The organism is Bacillus cereus group sp. BceL062, assembly GCF_051780025.1.
GTDB classification, from domain to species: Bacteria; Bacillota; Bacilli; order Bacillales; family Bacillaceae_G; genus Bacillus_A; species Bacillus_A toyonensis.
In genome coordinates, this window is the sequence record NZ_JBPWGY010000012.1 from 116,983 (window position 1) to 134,092 (window position 17,110).

Genomic DNA, 17,110 nt, shown 5'->3' on the forward strand with positions numbered 1-17,110 from the left:
AATATCATGCTTGCTATTGAAAAATATTCTCAACATGTAGGGGGTACATAATGAATTTCATGCGGAAGAAATCGTTTACAGTATTTGTATTTTTACTAGCATTTTCAATGCTTTTAAGTGCTTGTGGAAAATCAAATAACAAAGAAGAATCTACAAAAGAAGATAATAAAAAAGAAGTGGTTACTGTAGAACATGCAATGGGTAAAACAGAAGTTCCTGCTAATCCAAAACGTGTAGTTATCTTAACAAATGAAGGAACTGAAGCTTTACTTGAATTAGGTGTGAAACCAGTTGGTGCTGTAAAGTCTTGGACTGGTGACCCATGGTATCCACATATTAAGGATAAAATGAAAGATGTAAAAGTTGTTGGTGATGAAGGACAAGTTAACGTTGAAACAATTGCTTCTTTAAAACCGGACTTAATTATTGGTAACAAAATGCGCCACGAAAAAGTGTACGAACAACTAAAAGCAATTGCACCTACTGTGTTCTCAGAAACGTTACGTGGTGAATGGAAAGACAACTTCAAATTTTATGCAAAAGCATTAAATAAAGAAAAAGAAGGCCAAAAGGTTTTAGCTGATTACGAAACACGTATGAAAGATTTAAAAGGCAAACTTGGTGATAAAGTAAATCAAGAAATTTCTATGGTACGCTTTATGCCTGGTGATGTTCGTATTTATCACGGTGATACATTCTCTGGTGTTATTTTAAAAGAACTTGGATTTAAACGTCCTGGTGATCAAAATAAAGATGATTTTGCAGAGCGTAACGTATCTAAAGAACGTATTTCGGCAATGGATGGCGATGTATTATTCTACTTCACATTCGATAAAGGCAATGAGAAAAAAGGTTCTGAACTAGAAAAAGAATATATAAACGATCCTCTATTTAAAAACTTAAATGCAGTAAAGAACGGAAAAGCATACAAAGTTGACGACGTTATTTGGAATACAGCTGGCGGTGTAATGGCTGCTAACTTGCTACTAGACGACATTGAAAAACGCTTCGTTAAATAAATTTATTCTAACCAGCTCCCCTCTTTTATGGAGCTGGTTTTTTCATTTCACTGAAGTGTCACATTATTTCATTTTGTATTTTTATTCCCAATATGTTATATTATAAAAGTAAATAGAATATATTTTCTCTATATCAGAATAAATATTTTAATCTAAATTTTCTGATTAATCACTATTTTAAATTCGTTTAGAATTCAATTACTACATTTGAAAACGCTTATTATCGAGTTTTCAGGGCAAAATACAATAACGGTTGAAGAAAATAGAACTTTTTTAGAAATTTTCTTTCTATTTCCATATAATTCTATTGACTTCTAAATATTTTGTAAATTAAAATGATTACATAAATATCCGTTATACAGGATTAGGGGGAAACAAAAATGGATGCAGCTTTAAAATTAGACAAAGCTGGAGAGCAACAATCACCAAAAAAACATCCACCAGGGTTATACTTGTTGTTCTTTACAGAAGCATGGGAAAGATTTAGTTATTACGGAATGCGTGGCTTATTAGTTCTTTATTTAACAACGAGCTTAGTAAGCGGCGGTTTAGGCTTTGATAAAGCAGTTGCAGTTCAAATTTACGGTATTTTCACAATGCTTGTATATTTCACACCTATTATTGGTGGCTGGTTAACTGACCATTTCATTACGAAACGACACGCCATTACTATTGGCGGTATCATTATGGCGATTGGTAACTTCGTACTATTTTCAATGAATACGAAAACTGGACTATTTTTAGGATTAGGATTATTAGTTATCGGTAACGGATTCTTCAAACCAAATATTTCGACTTTATTAGGTCAATTATATAGCGACAACGATTCTCGTCGTGATAGTGCCTTCACTATCTTCTACATGGGAATCAACTTAGGAGCTCTTATCGCTCCATTCATTTGCGGTTACTTCGCAGATTACAGATACGGTTTCTTAACAGCTTGTATCGGTATGATTATTGGGCAGATTGCATTTAACTTATTAGCACCTCGTTACTTGGGATCAGCTGGAACAACAGTTGTGGGTAAAAAATCTAAAGAACAAAATGCAAAAGCTGTTGAGAAAAAACCTTTAACACCACAAGAGAAAAAACGTACTGTTGCAATTTTAATTTTAACTTGTTTCGTTGTATTCTTCTGGGCAGGATTTGAACAAGCTGGTAGTTCTTTAACACTTTACACAGATAAGTTCGTAGATCGTACAATTGGTGGATTTACAATTCCAACACCTTGGTTCCAATCTGTAAACCCATTATTCATTATCTTATTAGCATTACCAGTTTCTGCATTATGGATTAAACTTTCAAAAACAAAAAATGGTGATTTAAAAATCCCTACAAAAATGGCTTTTGGTATGATTTTACTAGGAGTCGGGTACTTAGTTTTAACTTTAGCTGTTCTAAAAACTGGTAGCGATGAAGGTAACATTACAATGAAAGCAAACTTACTATTCATTGTATTCACTTACATGTTCCACACAATCGGTGAACTATTCTTATCACCAATTGGATTATCTATGGTAAGTGCAATCGCTCCTGTTAAATTAGCATCATTATTAATGGGTGTATGGTTAGCTGGTACTGGCTTTGCAAACTTATTAGCAGGACAATTAGCTGCTTTCACTCAATCTTTAGGATATTTAGAAGTATTTGCAAGCATCGGTGTTATCGTAATCGTACTAGGATTAGTACTTCTTATGTTCTCTAAGAAAATTGCACATATGATGGAATAACAAAAAGACGCTTCTAAAATTAGAAGCGTCTTTTTTATTATTTTTCCTCTAAAGCCGTCACGTCCACATGAACGCTCTCACCAGGATTAGATACGTCATACACTTGGGCACTCCCCTTCTGCTCATCACAGCTCTCAATCCATACTGGTACGCCCTCATATGTAACGTCAATTCTACTTGAAGAAGATAAGATTTGTTTCACACGTTGCACATCCATACTACTATCCCTCCTTTTGCTTACTACACTCCTTTGTATTTTTTCTTTTCCTTTTAGAATATATTCCGTAAGGCAGCATGTTGATTGATAGTCATTTCTTCCTCACATGTTAATATTTACTCTATCGCTACCTTTCTGACAAATAAAAAAAGACGTATATTCCACACGTCTTTTTCCATAATATTCAAATTTTAAGAAAATAATGTTTTTACTACTGCACTTACTTTATCATTATGGATTTGATAATACACTTCTAATCCTCGTCTCTCAAAGCGTACTACCTTATTTTGCTTTAACTTCGTTAAATGTTGTGAAACCGTTGATTGCGGAATTTCTAATACTTCCTGTAGTTGTGTTACATTACACGTTCCACGTTGCATTAGTTCCATTACTAGGCGTAGACGCAACGGATGCGCTAACGCTCTTAACATTTGTACATCTTCTTCTGAAATACGACATTCGAATTGATTTTGGCTCATAAAGTTCCCCTCATTTTCGTTTTTATTTTCTTTTTATTTATTTATATATCTGTTCTTATATTTCCTGTTACGACATAACTTTATCAACCTATAACGCTGAAAATTTTTTCCACCTTGATCAGCATAGAATTCAGGAAAAAATCCTTACTGATTTTGAATATTATACTATATGATATAACGAAAAAGCAAAACAAAGGGCTACAAATACTTTGCTTGCAAACGTTGTTTTATCAGGCTTTTTGTTATATTTTCACCTCATTGAAACGCAAAGTAATGATATTGTAAAATACCGTCTATAATTGATAAACTTCCGTAAAGTAGTTGGAGTATACTTAACCTCTTTGTTACACTAAAAGGAATTTTCAGTAAAAAGAGATGCTCTAGTATTAAGAATTTGCTTCTTATTTTTTATTCATATTACATTTGGCTGGAATGTTATTCAAAACCTCATAATGAAATAAACCACTCCTTCCTCCACTAGATCAAACAGGACAGATATGTGCAATATATCAAACTTTATATTCGATACAAAAGACGGCATCTACTATACACCTATTGGGACAATGACATATGAACAAAATACTCACTGAATAAAGTTTCACTTTAAAAAAAGCACTCAAATACATTTAAGTGCGCTTTTTGTCTACTTTATGAACAAAGCTTTCTTTTAACACTATTATGGAATAATTATACTTTTTTACGTTGACAATAGTGTTGAAGGAGAATATACTAAGCATGTAAGTTGATTGTGAATTATTTCACAAATAATGTGAATTTCTTCACATATAATAGATAGGAGTTGTCATTATTATGAGTACTTGGACACAAATTTATGACCCATTAAACAACATTTGGTTATCTGCACTAATCGCAGCACTTCCAATTTTCTGCTTCATCATTTGTTTAATGGGACTCAAAATGAAAAGTTATATCGCTGGTCTTTACAGTGTGATTGTCGCTATTATTCTTGCTATATTTGTTTATAAAATGCCAGCAACTGTAGCTGTAGCATCTGCCGGATTCGGTGTTTTATCTGGATTTTATCCAATTTGTACTATCGTTATCGCAGCAATTTTCCTTTACAAATTAACTGTTAAAACAGAGCAATTCAACATCATTCGCGATAGTATTTCCAGCATTACAAATGATCAACGTTTACAAGTATTATTAATCGCTTATTCTTTCGGTGCTTTCTTAGAAGGCGCAGCTGGTCTAGGGGTTCCAGTTGCTATTACAGCTGCATTACTTGTAGGTATGGGATTTAACCCATTAAAAGCAGCAGGTATTTGTTTAGTAGCTAACATCGCTGGTGGTGCTATGGGGGCTATGGGTATTCCAGTTACTGTACCAGCACAATTAACTGAACTTGATGCATTAACTATAGGTCGTCAAACTGTTCTTATTTTACCATTCATTAGCATTATTTTACCTTTCTTACTTGTTTCCATGGTCGATGGAATTAAAGGTATTAAAGAAACTTGGCAAGGTATTCTTGTAAGTGGTGTTTCTTTCGCAGTTACTCAGTTCCTTGTAACTTACTTCTTAGGTGCAGAACTTACTAATATTTTCGCAGCCGTTGTAAGTATGATCTCTCTTGCATTATTCTTACGTGTTTGGCAGCCAAAATCTTCTGCTACAGAAGAAAAACAAGAAGAAAAAGAATCTCATACATTCAATCAAATTTTATATGCTTGGTCTCCATTCGTATTCTTAACTGCATTCGTAACAATCTTTAATTTAAAACCGATTAAAGCGTTATTTGCTCCGGATGGTGCACTAGCAAACTTAGTATTTAACATTCAATTCCCTGGTCTTCATAATATGGTTATGAAAACTACACCAATTACAAAAGCTGATACACCTTTCGCAGCTGTTTTCAAATTTGATGTATTCTCATCTACAACTACTGCAATCGTATTAGCAATTATCGTGTCACTTATCGTTTACCGCGTAAAAGGTAAAATGATTAAAGAACTAATCGTTGAAACAATTAAAGAATTAAAAGCTCCAGTATATACAATTTGTAGCGTTATCGCTTTAGCTTACGTAGAGAACTACTCTGGTATGTCATCTACACTTGGACTTGCATTCTCTTCTACTGGTAATGCATTCCCAGTTCTTTCTCCAATCTTAGGATGGATTGGCGTATTCATTACAGGATCAGTAGTATCAAGTGGTTCATTATTCGCACCGCTTCAAGCAGTAACTGCAGATCAATTAAACATCGTTCCTTCTACACTCGTTGCATTAAACGTAGTAGGTGGTACAATGGCGAAAATGGTTTCACCACAATCTGTAGCAGTTGCTTGTGCGGCAGTTGGACTAGTTGGTAAAGAGTCTGCTCTATTTAAAACAGCAATGAAATATAGCTTAATCTTCTTAGCAGTTATTAGCTTACTTCAATTAAACGCTGTATTTAATATCTTTTAAAAAATAAAACACCGATCCAAATGGATCGGTGTTTTTTACATTACATTTTTTTATCTCGCATTAACGTGGGATGCTCCCCACTGATTAAAGTTTCACTTTATCCTTTAATAAAGAAGCTCCAGCAATTTCAGGGTGAGTCATTTCGAATGGATCTAAAATAATATCCAATTCTTCTTCTGTCAGTACGCCATGTTCTAAACATAACTCCCTAACAGATTTTCCTGTTTCAATTGCTTCACGTGCAATACGAGATGCTGCTTCATAACCAATGTGAGGGTTAACTGCTGTAATAATTCCAACACTTTTCTCAACATATTGCTTCAGCAATTCTTCATTTGCTGTAATTCCTTTAATACAGTATTCACGGAATACACGGAATCCGTTATTCATAATACTAATAGATTGAATTAAATTAAATACAAGCACAGGCTCCATTACGTTTAATTCTAATTGTCCTGCTTCTGATGCCAAGCAAATTGTATGATCATTACCAATTACTTGAAAAGCAACTTGATTAATTACTTCTGCCATAACTGGATTTACTTTACCTGGCATAATAGATGAACCTGGTTGGCGTGCAGGCAATTGAATCTCTGCTAATCCGACACGTGGCCCAGACGCCATAATACGAAGATCGTTTGCAATTTTAGACATATTCATCATACATACTTTTAATGCCGCAGATACTTCTGTGTATGCGTCTGTGTTTTGCGTTGCATCAACTAAATGCTCTGCGCCGACAAGTGGGAATCCGCTAAATGTTCGTAAATGTTTTACCACTTGTTCAATGTACGTAGGATTTGCATTTAATCCCGTACCAACAGCTGTCGCCCCCATATTCACTTCATATAAATGTTGACGAGACTGTTTAATTCTTTTTATATCACGCGCAAGCACGCGGCTATACGCTTCAAATTCTTGTCCAAGGCGAATTGGCACTGCATCTTGCAAATGTGTGCGTCCCATTTTAATGACGTGATCGAACTCTTTTGCTTTTGTACGGAAAGCAGCATGAAGTTCTTCCATTGTAATAAGAAGCTCTTCTAACATCATAAGAGTTGCAATATGAATTCCCGTTGGAAACGCATCATTTGTTGACTGAGCCATGTTCACATGCGTGTTTGGGCTAATTTTCGCATACTCACCTTTTTTGTATCCCATACGTTCTAATGCTCTATTCGCAATTACTTCATTTGTATTCATATTAATGGAAGTTCCAGCACCGCCTTGAATTGGATCCACAATAAATTGATCATGGAACTTTCCATCAACAATTTCTTGTGCTGCTTCCGCAATTTCTTGCCCAATATCTTTAGCTAAATAACCGGTATCCATATTCGCAAGTGCCGCCGCCTTTTTCACAATTGCCATTGCCGTAATGAGTGACGGATGAATGCGATATCCTGTAATTGGAAAGTTTTCTACGGCACGTAATGTTTGTACACCATAATAAGCTACACTTGGTACTTCCTTTTCACCTAAAAAATCTTTTTCTATACGTATATCCTTCGTTGCTATCATTTGCATCACCTATACTTTTTTCATTCTAAATCCTTATCTAAAAAATCCGCCATCTTAAAATACGAGTATTATTCAGAAGAATTTTTCAGTATCCACCTTCACTATATAGTACCTCTTTTGAAAGCGCAAACATTTAATTTTCTATATATCCTTTTTATTAAAGTTTATAGAAAATCATTCTTCTACTTTCTTTATCTCCACTCGTTTAATTTGATGCATATCCTTTTCAAGGACTTTAAAATAAAAGCCATGTTTCTCAATAACATCCCCTTCAGCAACGACTTGTTTTTGTACCATGATCCAACCACCAATTGTATCTACATCATCTGCAACCAAATGTATGCCAAATAAATCATTTACTTCACTAATAAGCACTTTTCCCTCTACAATTTTACATCCTTCGCTTATGTGTTCGATAGGCGGGTGTTCATCTTCATCGTATTCATCTCGAATTTCTCCAACAATTTCTTCTAAAATATCTTCTAGCGTGACAATGCCTGCTGTACCACCATATTCATCATATAATACAGCTAACGGAATTCGCCTTCTTTGCATTTGTAATAGCAAATCATGAATTGGGATATTTTCTAATACTTCAATAACTGGCCTTGTATATGGTGTAATCGAGCACTCTTCCTCTCGATTACCATCCATATAACGAATAAATAAATCTTTTACATTAACCATTCCAATAATCTCATCTTTATCTTCACCAAATACAGGATATCTCGTATATTTTTCTTGCGCAATTACTGTAATATGCGTTTCAAACGGCTCGTCCTCATATAATCCTACAACTTCCGTACGAGGTACCATAATTTCCTTTGCTACTCTATTATCGAATTCAAAAATATTATTTACGTATTTAAATTCCCTTTGATTAATCTCTCCGCTCTCATAGCTCTCCGATAAGATTAACCTTAATTCTTCTTCTGAATGAGCTACTTCATGTTCAGAAGCTGGATGTAATCCAAATAAACCTGTTACAAGCCTTGCCGAACCATTTAAGGCCCAAATAAACGGATACATAACTCGGTAAAAATAAATAAGTGGCTTCGATAATAATAAGCTAACTTGCTCTGACCTTTGTATAGCTAATGTTTTTGGGGCAAGTTCCCCAATAACAACATGTAAAAATGTAATCACCGCAAAGGCAATAATAAATGAAATTGTACTAGCAATTGCAGGAGATAATTGTAACTTTAAGAACAATGGCTCGAGTAAATGTTTTATAGTTGGCTCTCCTAACCACCCGAGCCCTAATGCAGTAATCGTAATACCTAACTGACATGCTGATAAATACTCATCTAAATTTGCAGTTACTTTTTTAGCAGCCAATGCACCTCGTCGTTTTTCAGTAACGAGTTGATCAATGCGACTGCTACGCACCTTAATAATTGCAAACTCAACAGCCACAAAAAAAGCTGTTAATGCAATAAGAATGGCTACCATCAATAATTTTAAAATATCCACATATGTCCTTTAGCTTTCTTAGCTAAAGTTACACCTCCTTTTAAAAAGAAGTTTCACTTTAGTTTCTTCAATTATTAGAAAGCAACCCTATATAAAATTCACCAATTTTCAAACCTCATATAATTCTAAAGGTAAACCGTCAGGATCTTGGAAAAAGACGAATTTCTTCCCCGTTATTTCATCAATACGTATCGATTCCGTCTCAACACCACATTGATTTAAATGCGTCACAGCTTCTTCTATATTTATAACTGCAAATGCTAAATGTCTAAGGCCAGCTGCTTCTGGAAAACTTGGGCGCTCAGGCGGACTTGGAAATGAAAATAATTCTATTTGATACTCTTCTCCTACACATAAATCCAACTTATAAGAATCGCGTTCCTTTCTATATACTTCATTTATAACTTTAAAACCTAATATTATAGTATAAAAATTTTTTGACACTTCATAATTCGAACAAATAATTGCAACGTGATGCACTTTACATATATTCATGATTTCTCTATTCCTTTCTTTACCAAAGATGCATATTCTCCCTTGAAATGAAAAACATATATAGCAGAACATCTCTTTTAGGGGGCTTACTATGAAATTTATCACTTTTTTTGTCGGACTTATCGTCGTTTTCTTCCTTGCTTATATTGCTAGCAATAATAAGAAACACATTAAATTCAAACCTATTTTCATCATGCTTATTATACAGTTAATTTTAACCTATTTATTATTAAATACAGAAATTGGTCTCATACTTATTCGGTTCATTTCCAGCCTTTTCACAAAGCTACTCGAGTATGCTGCTGATGGTATAAACTTTGTGTTTGGCGGTCTTGCAAATAAAGGTGAGATGTCATTTTTCCTTACTGTATTATTACCGATTGTCTTTATTTCCGTCTTAATTGGTATATTACAACATTTCAAAATACTACCATTTTTTATTCATTGGATTGGTTTCTTTCTTAGCAAGATAAATGGTCTTGGGAAATTAGAATCTTACAATGCCATCGCTTCCGCTATTGTCGGCCAATCAGAAGTTTTTATTACGGTAAAAAAGCAATTAGCACAAATTCCAAAACACCGTCTTTATACACTTTGTGCATCAGCCATGTCAACAGTATCTATGTCTATCGTAGGTGCCTATATGACGATGATTGAACCTAAATATGTAGTAACCGCACTCGTTCTCAATTTATTTAGCGGTTTTATTATCATACTCATCATTAACCCTTACGACGTTAAAGATGAAGAAGATATTTTGGAAATAAAAGGTGAAAAGCAAAGTTTCTTTGAAATGCTTGGCGAATATATTCTTGATGGTTTCCGGGTAGCCATTGTCGTTGGCGCCATGCTCATCGGATTCGTAGCATTGATTAGCTGCATTAATGACCTATTCCTCATTATATTCGGCATCACTTTTCAGCAATTAATCGGCTACGTATTTGCACCTATTGCATTTCTTATCGGTGTACCAAGTTCTGAAATTGTCGCAGCTGGTAGCATTATGGCAACGAAGCTTGTAACGAATGAATTTGTAGCAATGATGGATCTTAGTAAAATTTCCAATAGCCTTTCTCCCCGTACAGTTGGTATCATTTCTGTTTTCCTCGTTTCTTTTGCCAACTTTTCTTCTATTGGAATTATTTCCGGTGCAGTAAAAGGGTTAAACGAAGACCAAGGAAATGTTGTGGCAAGGTTTGGGCTTAAATTACTATATGGAGCTACTCTCGTTAGTATTTTATCTGCAATTATCGTAAGTATTATGTTGTAATTAGGTAAAATTTTATCATTTTCTTATCCCTATCTTTTGTATACAATAACGAATAGGTGTCTTATAAAGTGAAACTTTACTCAGAGGGGACTATCCCCCTCTGAGTATTAGCCTTCACCAATCGGGCTTTTACGGGCAGTTAACTCCCACCTAACTTCCTTGCATTCGCTGGACTTTGAGGTGGGAGTTTTACTGCCCGTTAATGCGGGATAAATAATCAAGACATCTATTTTTTATACATGTACAATCGCTTTTATTTAGCGTAAAATATTTTTTATGTGTTTTAATACACCTAGATGTATACACTTTGATAGTTTTAAAGGAGAAAAAATGATGAAATCCGACACAAACAACAATATGCGAGCCAAAAAAGGACGCTCAAAGAAAAAACGCCTACTTTGGTTCCTTCTTATTCCATTACTAATTGTAGCACTTGGAGCAGGAGGTTACTCCTTCCATATATACAGTAAAGCAAAATCCATTTTAAATAACGCTTATTCTGAACTAGGTCGAGGAGATAAATCCAACAAACGTGAAAAAGCAGTTAAACCTATGACTGATAACATTTCCGTACTTATTATGGGTGTTGATGAAAGTGATATTAGAGAAAAAAATTATGGAAAAGCAACTCGTACGGATGCGCTATTACTTGCAACAATTAATAAAAACGACAAATCCGTTAAACTTGTAAGCATTCCACGTGACTCACGCGTCTACATTAAGTCACGTGATAAATACGATAAAATTACACATGCACACGTATTCGGCGGTGTAGACAGCACGATTGATACAGTAGAGAACTTTTTAGACGTTCCTGTTGACTACTACGTAAAATTTAACTTTAAATCCTTTATCAAAATCGTTGATTCCCTTGGCGGTATTACTGTCGATGTTCCTGTTGAGTTTACAGAACAAAATAGTAAAGACGAAGCAAATGCAATTCATCTTAAAAAAGGACGTCAACATTTAAACGGAGAAGAGGCACTTGCACTAGCTAGAACTCGTCACATCGATAGCGATTATATGCGTGGTCAACGACAACAACTTGTTTTAGAAGCTATTGCCGAAAAAGCACTATCTCTTAATTCCATTAATAAAATCGGTGGCCTACTAGATGCTGTCGATAATGATTTAAAAACAAATTTAACTTTTGATGATATGATGACAATTGCAAAAAATTCAATGGATTCAAGTTTAAAAATGGACAAATTTCAAGTGGAAGGTACAGATAAATATATAGATGGTATTTATTATTACGTTCCAAACGAAAAAAGCGTCAATAATATATCGACAACACTTCAAGAACATCTCGGTGTTACGAATAAAAATGAGCATAAAAAATTATAATAAAAAGGCTGCTAGATTTTTCTAGACAGCCTTTTTATTATAATTTTCAACAAATTTTTCATGCATATTGTGACAAAAAGAGACAATTATTACAACAGTGTAACATTTTTTATAAAAACATTACACACACAGTGGAAATAATAGTATACTAGAACTTACATACTGTTATTTTCATCATTTTTATACAAAAAATGTAATACATATATTTATACACAAATTTCTGGGGGGAAATAAATGAAGCTAAGTAAAATACTGATCGGTTCTGCAATTGCAGGGGGCATATTACTTTGTGTAGGCGGTATTGGTGGATATCAATATGTATCCAAATTAAATAATCAATTAAATAACACCGCATTACCAAATACTACGTTTGAAGGTATTTCTCTTGCTGGAAAAAATAAAGCAGATATTCAAGCAATTATTAATCAAAAAATAAATGAATTAGATCAAAAATCCCTTACCTACATATTCCAAGATGATAAACAAACTTACATATGGAAAGATTTAGGTATAAATTATAAAGAGAAAGATCTTGTAAACAAAATCTTTAAAGAACAAGAAGGAAACGTAATGAGTCGTTACAAAATGCGGAAGCAAGCTGAAAACGATGAATTAAAACGTGACTATAAATTAACACCACAATTAAATACAACAGCTTATGAAACCTTTATAAAAGATAAATATAATGAAACATTAAAAAATCCTGTTAATGCAGAATTAAGTATTGAAGGCTCTACTGTAAATGTTAGTCAAAGTCAAAACGGAGAAAAAATTGATAAAGGCAAACTACGCGATTTAACAAACGAAGCTATTACTACTGGTAAATCAGATGTTACATTACCGGTTACATTAATAAAACCAGAACGTTCTACAGAAGATATACAGAAAATGGGGATTAAAGAAGTAATTGCTGAGTACTCTACTCCAATGGCTGGCCGTAATGGTAATCAATCCTTTAACGTAAATAAATCAGCTAATACTTTAAGTGGAGTTATTGTAGCACCTGATGAAACGTTTAGTTTTAATGGCCGTGTTGGTGTAACTGATGCTGCACATGGTTATAAATCTGCCGCAGTATATTCACAAGGTAAAGTTATACAAAGTGCAGGCGGAGGCGTTTGCCAAGTCAGTAGTACTTTATATAGCGCAGCTTTAAGGGCAGATTTAGGAATTGTTTCTCGAAGTAATCATTCTATGCCCGTAAATTATTTACCACTTGGGCAAGATGCAGCAGTGGCAGACTATGGTCCGGATTTAAAATTTAAAAACAATACAGGTAATCATATTTATATTCAAGCATTTTCAAATGGAGGTAGTATTACTACACGTATTTTCGGTACAAATACTGGTAAAAATGTTGAAGTTTCTTCTCAAGTAATTAGTAGAACTAATGATAAAATAACAGCGGTTACGTATAAAAAAGTAACACAAAACGGCGAAGTACTATCAAATGGACAAATTTCAAAAAGCGTATATAAAAGTGCCCCAAAACAATGAGATACTATCAAACGGACAAATTTCAAAAAGCATAAAGAAAAAGGCGTGATCTACTCACGCCTTTTTCTTTTGCAGTAATAGTAAAAAAGTTTCAAGATGATCCTTCGTTTCTTCTAAAGACCATATACGATTCCCTTGCTTCGCAGCCAGTACGCACGCTTCTTCCCACGCGTTCTTGTTCTTCATATATACTAATTCATCGCGTAATTTCAAAACAATTTCTTCATCTTCTTGCTCTATAAACTCTGCCATCACGCTTACTATTTCATCCTCATGAATACTTAACGTACAGTATGATTTAAGAAAGTATTGTAATGTCGTATACATATGTACTCCCCCTTCTTATTTGTCAGATGGATAAGAAGTAATAATCTTATATCCTAAATCTCCTGACTTATCTCTCGCTAAAACAGTAACAGTTTTTACTAACTTGTCTTTTACATTCATATTTTTCTTTATTACGGTTTTCCCAACCGGGAATGAATGAGTTGTATTTAATACGAGACGAGCCTCTTTAGAATTTTTTAACCAATCTTGAATTTCTTTATCATGTTGCTTCAAACTATCTTTTACAGCTTTCGTCGCTGTTTCTTTATCATAGTATGTACTTGCCGCTGATACTTTATCTGTCTTCAAACGATTCTTCAAATCCTCTTCTGATTTTCCTACATGCCTTTCAATCGTATGACCATTTTTAGGCGGCCCTTCCATTTCATCTAAAATATTATCACTAATTTTTTCTACTGACGTACCTTGATTCCCTGTTTGTTTCTCAGTTTTTTGTTCTTTTCCTGCACATCCACTTAAGATCAGCATCAATGCCAGTAAACTACTGAAGAAAAGACTATTTATTCGTTTCATCATATCACCTCTTCCATGATTATTATCGTAACTTCACTAAAAGTCAATTTCACAACGAAAAAACACATACATTTTTTAAACCCTTCAGCTATTTTGCTATGTTTACCACTCTATTTTCATCAAACCACTGTTTTTCACCTAATTTAAAATATACCCCTATGATTTTCTAATTATTTCCCGAATTAAAACACCATTTAAAACACTGCATAAACTCTTTAAAAATAGGGTTTATGTAGTGCTTTTCAATAAATTAAAATATACCCCCATTTTTATATACCCAATACCTATATAAGGTATACAAACGCCGTTCTGTCAACGTTTTCTACATTATGTAAATTTCTCCTTGCCTATCCATTCGAAATATGGTGTAATGCAAAAAAAGATAAAGGATTTTATAATATGGCAGAAACGATTCAAAATTTCCTAACAGAATACTATTCAATCGCAATTCCACTTAGTATCTTAATCAATATCATCATCAGTCTTTTAGGTTTTATCCCTAGCATCTTTTTAACCGCCATTAATATACAGCTATTTGGCGTTACAAATGGCACACTCATTTCGATCGCAGGCGAAGCATTAGGGGCTATTATCTCGTTTTATATTTATCGCATAGGCCTTCAAAAGTTCACTCACGATAAAGTAAATAAGTATCCAAAGGTAGAGCGTCTTCTTTATGTAGAAGGTAGAGAGGCCTTTCTACTCGTTCTATCGTTTCGATTGATACCTTTCATCCCATCAAGTATCGTGACTTTATTTGCAGCTCTAGGGAAAATGTCATTACTCTCCTTCGGTATTGCCAGTACAATAGGTAAAATACCGGCCTTATTGATTGAAGTATATTCGGCATATCATGTTATGAATGGAACAAATGAAGCGAAGTGGATTGTAACAATCGCAGGTTGCATTGGATTGTTCTATTTGTGGAAAAAATGGAGAAAAAAATAAAGAAGGAGCCTATGCTCCTTCTTTATTTTTGAAGTATTTTATTAATATCTATCCCTTAAATCCTTAGTTTACACCAACAGCACTAAATGATTGCTTCACTGCATTTACTTCTGCAGAGCTAGCACCATATAAATCCGCTGCAGCTTGTACTGCACCAGCACGAGCTTGACTAAATGTAGTAGATTGCGTGAAATATTGTGTATTTGCACGGTAGTAAATCGCACCTAATTTATCTTTACCAATACCAGTTACAGTTACACCAGAATGCGTACCGCCATTTGCTAATAAATAAGCTTGCTTGTTAATAATACCACTGTTCGTATGAACCCCACCGTTATCACTAGTACCAGTGTAACGCTTAGAATAATGGTCTGGGTCACCATATTTCGCTGGATCACTCATAGAGCGAAGTGCATCTCCTGCTTTACCAGGCGTGTAAATATCTTCACCAATTTCCCAATCTGGATTACGATTATCATAGTATTCTACTAAAGTACCAAAGATATCAGAAATTGCTTCATTTAGCGCTCCTGATTCATTTTGATAAATTAAATCCGAGCTATTTTCCGTAACAGCATGCGTTAATTCGTGACCAATTACATCAATTCCACCAGATAATGAAGTGAATGTTACACCATCACCATCTCCGTATACCATTTGTGAACCGTTCCAGAATGCATTATTATACTTACTTCCGTAATGAACTGTTGATTTTAATGGTGCTCCTGCATCATTAATAGAGTTTCTATTAAATGTAGCTTTATAATAATCATATGTTCTACCAGCATAGAAATGAGCATCTACTGCTGCTGCATCATACGCTGCATTGAAAACATTATCTGCATCTGCCCATAATGTTCCCGGTAATGTTGAACGATTTTTCGCATCATATGTGAAAATTGTTGCCCCGCGCGTATTATCTTGCAAGTAGTAAGATGACCCAGATAACGTTGTATTAAGCGATTTCGTATCTCCTAATACACCTTTACCAGTTCCCACTTTATTCGTTCCTGTTACTGGCTTTGCAGCAGCTTTTGCTTCCTGTTTAGGAGCATCTTGCTTAACTGGTGACTTATCTTCATTTGTTACATGATCAAGTTTATTATATTTATTTAACACTTTGCCGCTGTCTGCTTCAATGAAATAGTAGTAGTTTCCTGGGCTTGGATCTAAGAAGTTTAGATTTACAACATATGCATATGTTGTTTCTTCACCGTTTTGATATACATATAAGTCCGCTTTTGGTTCTACCTCATATTTCGGTGTTACACCTAAATCTTGCTGCGCGATTGCAATCGCTTTTGCGCCTTCAATCTTATTTTTATTTTTCAACTTTGCTTTCTTGTCTAAATCAGGTGCAACTGTTCCAGACAATACTTTTAAAGAACCATCTTTACTTACGTGAGCTACTTGAGTAGAACCCCATACAGGTACTCCTTCGTAAACTTGTTGCATACGTACTACTGTTGAATCAGTTACAGCATCTTTTTTCACTTGTTTCACTTTGAAAGAATCTTGCGCACTCTTTTCCCCTAGCTTATAATCACCTTTTGCTGCATTTAAATAATCAAACACAACAGATTCCGCTTTCTTGCCAGTTGCTCCAGTTAGATCACCAGAAATAAACTCAGGCGACTTCACTGTCTCATTGTACTTCTTCGTAGAGAGCACATTTTTTGAATCTGCAAACGCAGAGCCTGTCCCTCCAAATGTAGTAACTGCCATTCCTGCCGCTAACACTAACGCTAAACTTTTCTTTTTCATGAACCTTCCCCCTAATAAAAATTTTTTTGAAAAAGAGTAGTTTCATATTAGCATTATGT

The 17,110-nt window shown here is 34.4% G+C and carries 15 protein-coding genes; 7 read left to right on the forward strand and 8 right to left on the reverse strand.

Annotated elements, in window-relative coordinates; translation table 11 throughout:
- Positions 1-50: 50 nt before the first annotated feature.
- Both ACS2MN_RS24325 and ACS2MN_RS24330 read left to right on the forward strand, forming a co-directional pair.
- Entirely contained in the window at positions 51-1,019 is a 969-nt protein-coding gene (locus ACS2MN_RS24325; RefSeq protein WP_001010273.1) for an ABC transporter substrate-binding protein, read from the forward strand.
- A 380-nt stretch (positions 1,020-1,399) separates the two neighbouring features.
- The gene (locus ACS2MN_RS24330) at positions 1,400-2,749 is read left to right on the forward strand and encodes a peptide MFS transporter (RefSeq protein WP_000338302.1); all 1,350 of its coding nucleotides are present in this window, start codon (positions 1,400-1,402) and stop codon (positions 2,747-2,749) included.
- Positions 2,750-2,786: 37 nt separating this feature from the next.
- Here ACS2MN_RS24330 and ACS2MN_RS24335 read toward each other — a convergent pair whose 3' ends face one another.
- Both ACS2MN_RS24335 and ACS2MN_RS24340 read right to left on the reverse strand, forming a co-directional pair.
- On the reverse strand, positions 2,787-2,966 hold the full coding sequence (locus ACS2MN_RS24335) for an acid-soluble spore protein H (RefSeq protein WP_000383125.1): 180 nt from the start codon (positions 2,964-2,966) through the stop codon (positions 2,787-2,789).
- Between the two features lie 191 nt (positions 2,967-3,157).
- Positions 3,158-3,445, reverse strand: coding sequence for an ArsR/SmtB family transcription factor (locus tag ACS2MN_RS24340; RefSeq protein WP_000081428.1), 288 nt, complete (start codon positions 3,443-3,445; stop codon positions 3,158-3,160).
- A gap of 810 nt (positions 3,446-4,255) precedes the next feature.
- Here ACS2MN_RS24340 and ACS2MN_RS24345 point away from each other — a divergent pair.
- Positions 4,256-5,875, forward strand: a complete 1,620-nt coding sequence (locus tag ACS2MN_RS24345; RefSeq protein ID WP_000109119.1) for an L-lactate permease — start codon at positions 4,256-4,258, stop codon at positions 5,873-5,875.
- An 84-nt stretch (positions 5,876-5,959) separates the two neighbouring features.
- On the opposite strand, the gene aspA is transcribed toward ACS2MN_RS24345, so the two are convergent.
- The 3 genes from aspA to gloA2 form a co-directional block, all read right to left on the reverse strand.
- The gene (gene aspA, locus ACS2MN_RS24350) at positions 5,960-7,396 is read right to left on the reverse strand and encodes an aspartate ammonia-lyase (protein WP_000562165.1); all 1,437 of its coding nucleotides are present in this window, start codon (positions 7,394-7,396) and stop codon (positions 5,960-5,962) included.
- 174 nt (positions 7,397-7,570) lie between these two features.
- On the reverse strand, positions 7,571-8,869 hold the full coding sequence (locus ACS2MN_RS24355) for a hemolysin family protein (RefSeq protein ID WP_000353290.1): 1,299 nt from the start codon (positions 8,867-8,869) through the stop codon (positions 7,571-7,573).
- Positions 8,870-8,977: 108 nt separating this feature from the next.
- Positions 8,978-9,364, reverse strand: coding sequence for an SMU1112c/YaeR family gloxylase I-like metalloprotein (gene gloA2, locus ACS2MN_RS24360; RefSeq protein WP_001017660.1), 387 nt, complete (start codon positions 9,362-9,364; stop codon positions 8,978-8,980).
- Positions 9,365-9,455: 91 nt separating this feature from the next.
- Here gloA2 and ACS2MN_RS24365 point away from each other — a divergent pair, with 91 nt between their 5' ends.
- The 3 genes from ACS2MN_RS24365 (at position 9,456) to ACS2MN_RS24375 (ending at position 13,478) form a co-directional block, all read left to right on the forward strand.
- Positions 9,456-10,634, forward strand: coding sequence for a NupC/NupG family nucleoside CNT transporter (locus tag ACS2MN_RS24365; protein WP_000668851.1), 1,179 nt, complete (start codon positions 9,456-9,458; stop codon positions 10,632-10,634).
- A gap of 330 nt (positions 10,635-10,964) precedes the next feature.
- Complete coding sequence (locus ACS2MN_RS24370) at positions 10,965-11,981, forward strand: LCP family protein (RefSeq protein WP_002105716.1); 1,017 nt, start codon at positions 10,965-10,967, stop codon at positions 11,979-11,981.
- 234 nt (positions 11,982-12,215) lie between these two features.
- Positions 12,216-13,478: a VanW family protein gene (locus tag ACS2MN_RS24375; protein ID WP_000777339.1), complete on the forward strand. Its 1,263-nt coding sequence runs from the start codon at positions 12,216-12,218 to the stop codon at positions 13,476-13,478.
- Between the two features lie 54 nt (positions 13,479-13,532).
- Here the strand turns inward: ACS2MN_RS24375 and ACS2MN_RS24380 are convergent, their stop codons facing one another.
- A complete protein-coding gene (locus tag ACS2MN_RS24380; RefSeq protein ID WP_000288801.1) occupies positions 13,533-13,805 on the reverse strand; it encodes a hypothetical protein in 273 nt (90 codons plus the stop codon).
- 15 nt (positions 13,806-13,820) lie between these two features.
- Complete coding sequence (locus ACS2MN_RS24385) at positions 13,821-14,339, reverse strand: RNase A-like domain-containing lipoprotein (RefSeq protein ID WP_000822375.1); 519 nt, start codon at positions 14,337-14,339, stop codon at positions 13,821-13,823.
- Positions 14,340-14,738: 399 nt separating this feature from the next.
- On the opposite strand from ACS2MN_RS24385, the gene ACS2MN_RS24390 reads away from it, so the two are divergent.
- Positions 14,739-15,287, forward strand: coding sequence for a TVP38/TMEM64 family protein (locus tag ACS2MN_RS24390; RefSeq protein ID WP_098709005.1), 549 nt, complete (start codon positions 14,739-14,741; stop codon positions 15,285-15,287).
- Between the two features lie 63 nt (positions 15,288-15,350).
- Here the strand turns inward: ACS2MN_RS24390 and ACS2MN_RS24395 are convergent, their stop codons facing one another.
- On the reverse strand, positions 15,351-17,051 hold the full coding sequence (locus ACS2MN_RS24395) for a M4 family metallopeptidase (RefSeq protein WP_346994860.1): 1,701 nt from the start codon (positions 17,049-17,051) through the stop codon (positions 15,351-15,353).
- Positions 17,052-17,110: the final 59 nt, after the last annotated feature.

Bases quoted from the DNA above. Each gene is read 5' to 3' on its own strand.
- ACS2MN_RS24325 (WP_001010273.1), top strand. From the start codon at position 51: ATGAATTTCATGCGGAAGAAATCGTTTACAGTATTTGTATTTTTACTA.
- ACS2MN_RS24340 (WP_000081428.1), bottom strand. From the start codon at position 3,445: ATGAGCCAAAATCAATTCGAATGTCGTATTTCAGAAGAAGATGTACAA.
- ACS2MN_RS24385 (WP_000822375.1), bottom strand. From the start codon at position 14,339: ATGAAACGAATAAATAGTCTTTTCTTCAGTAGTTTACTGGCATTGATG.
- ACS2MN_RS24380 (WP_000288801.1), bottom strand. From the start codon at position 13,805: ATGTATACGACATTACAATACTTTCTTAAATCATACTGTACGTTAAGT.
- ACS2MN_RS24370 (WP_002105716.1), top strand. From the start codon at position 10,965: ATGATGAAATCCGACACAAACAACAATATGCGAGCCAAAAAAGGACGC.
- ACS2MN_RS24390 (WP_098709005.1), top strand. From the start codon at position 14,739: ATGGCAGAAACGATTCAAAATTTCCTAACAGAATACTATTCAATCGCA.
- ACS2MN_RS24395 (WP_346994860.1), bottom strand. From the start codon at position 17,051: ATGAAAAAGAAAAGTTTAGCGTTAGTGTTAGCGGCAGGAATGGCAGTT.
- aspA (WP_000562165.1), bottom strand. From the start codon at position 7,396: ATGATAGCAACGAAGGATATACGTATAGAAAAAGATTTTTTAGGTGAA.
- ACS2MN_RS24335 (WP_000383125.1), bottom strand. From the start codon at position 2,966: ATGGATGTGCAACGTGTGAAACAAATCTTATCTTCTTCAAGTAGAATT.
- ACS2MN_RS24330 (WP_000338302.1), top strand. From the start codon at position 1,400: ATGGATGCAGCTTTAAAATTAGACAAAGCTGGAGAGCAACAATCACCA.
- gloA2 (WP_001017660.1), bottom strand. From the start codon at position 9,364: ATGAATATATGTAAAGTGCATCACGTTGCAATTATTTGTTCGAATTAT.
- ACS2MN_RS24345 (WP_000109119.1), top strand. From the start codon at position 4,256: ATGAGTACTTGGACACAAATTTATGACCCATTAAACAACATTTGGTTA.
- ACS2MN_RS24375 (WP_000777339.1), top strand. From the start codon at position 12,216: ATGAAGCTAAGTAAAATACTGATCGGTTCTGCAATTGCAGGGGGCATA.
- ACS2MN_RS24365 (WP_000668851.1), top strand. From the start codon at position 9,456: ATGAAATTTATCACTTTTTTTGTCGGACTTATCGTCGTTTTCTTCCTT.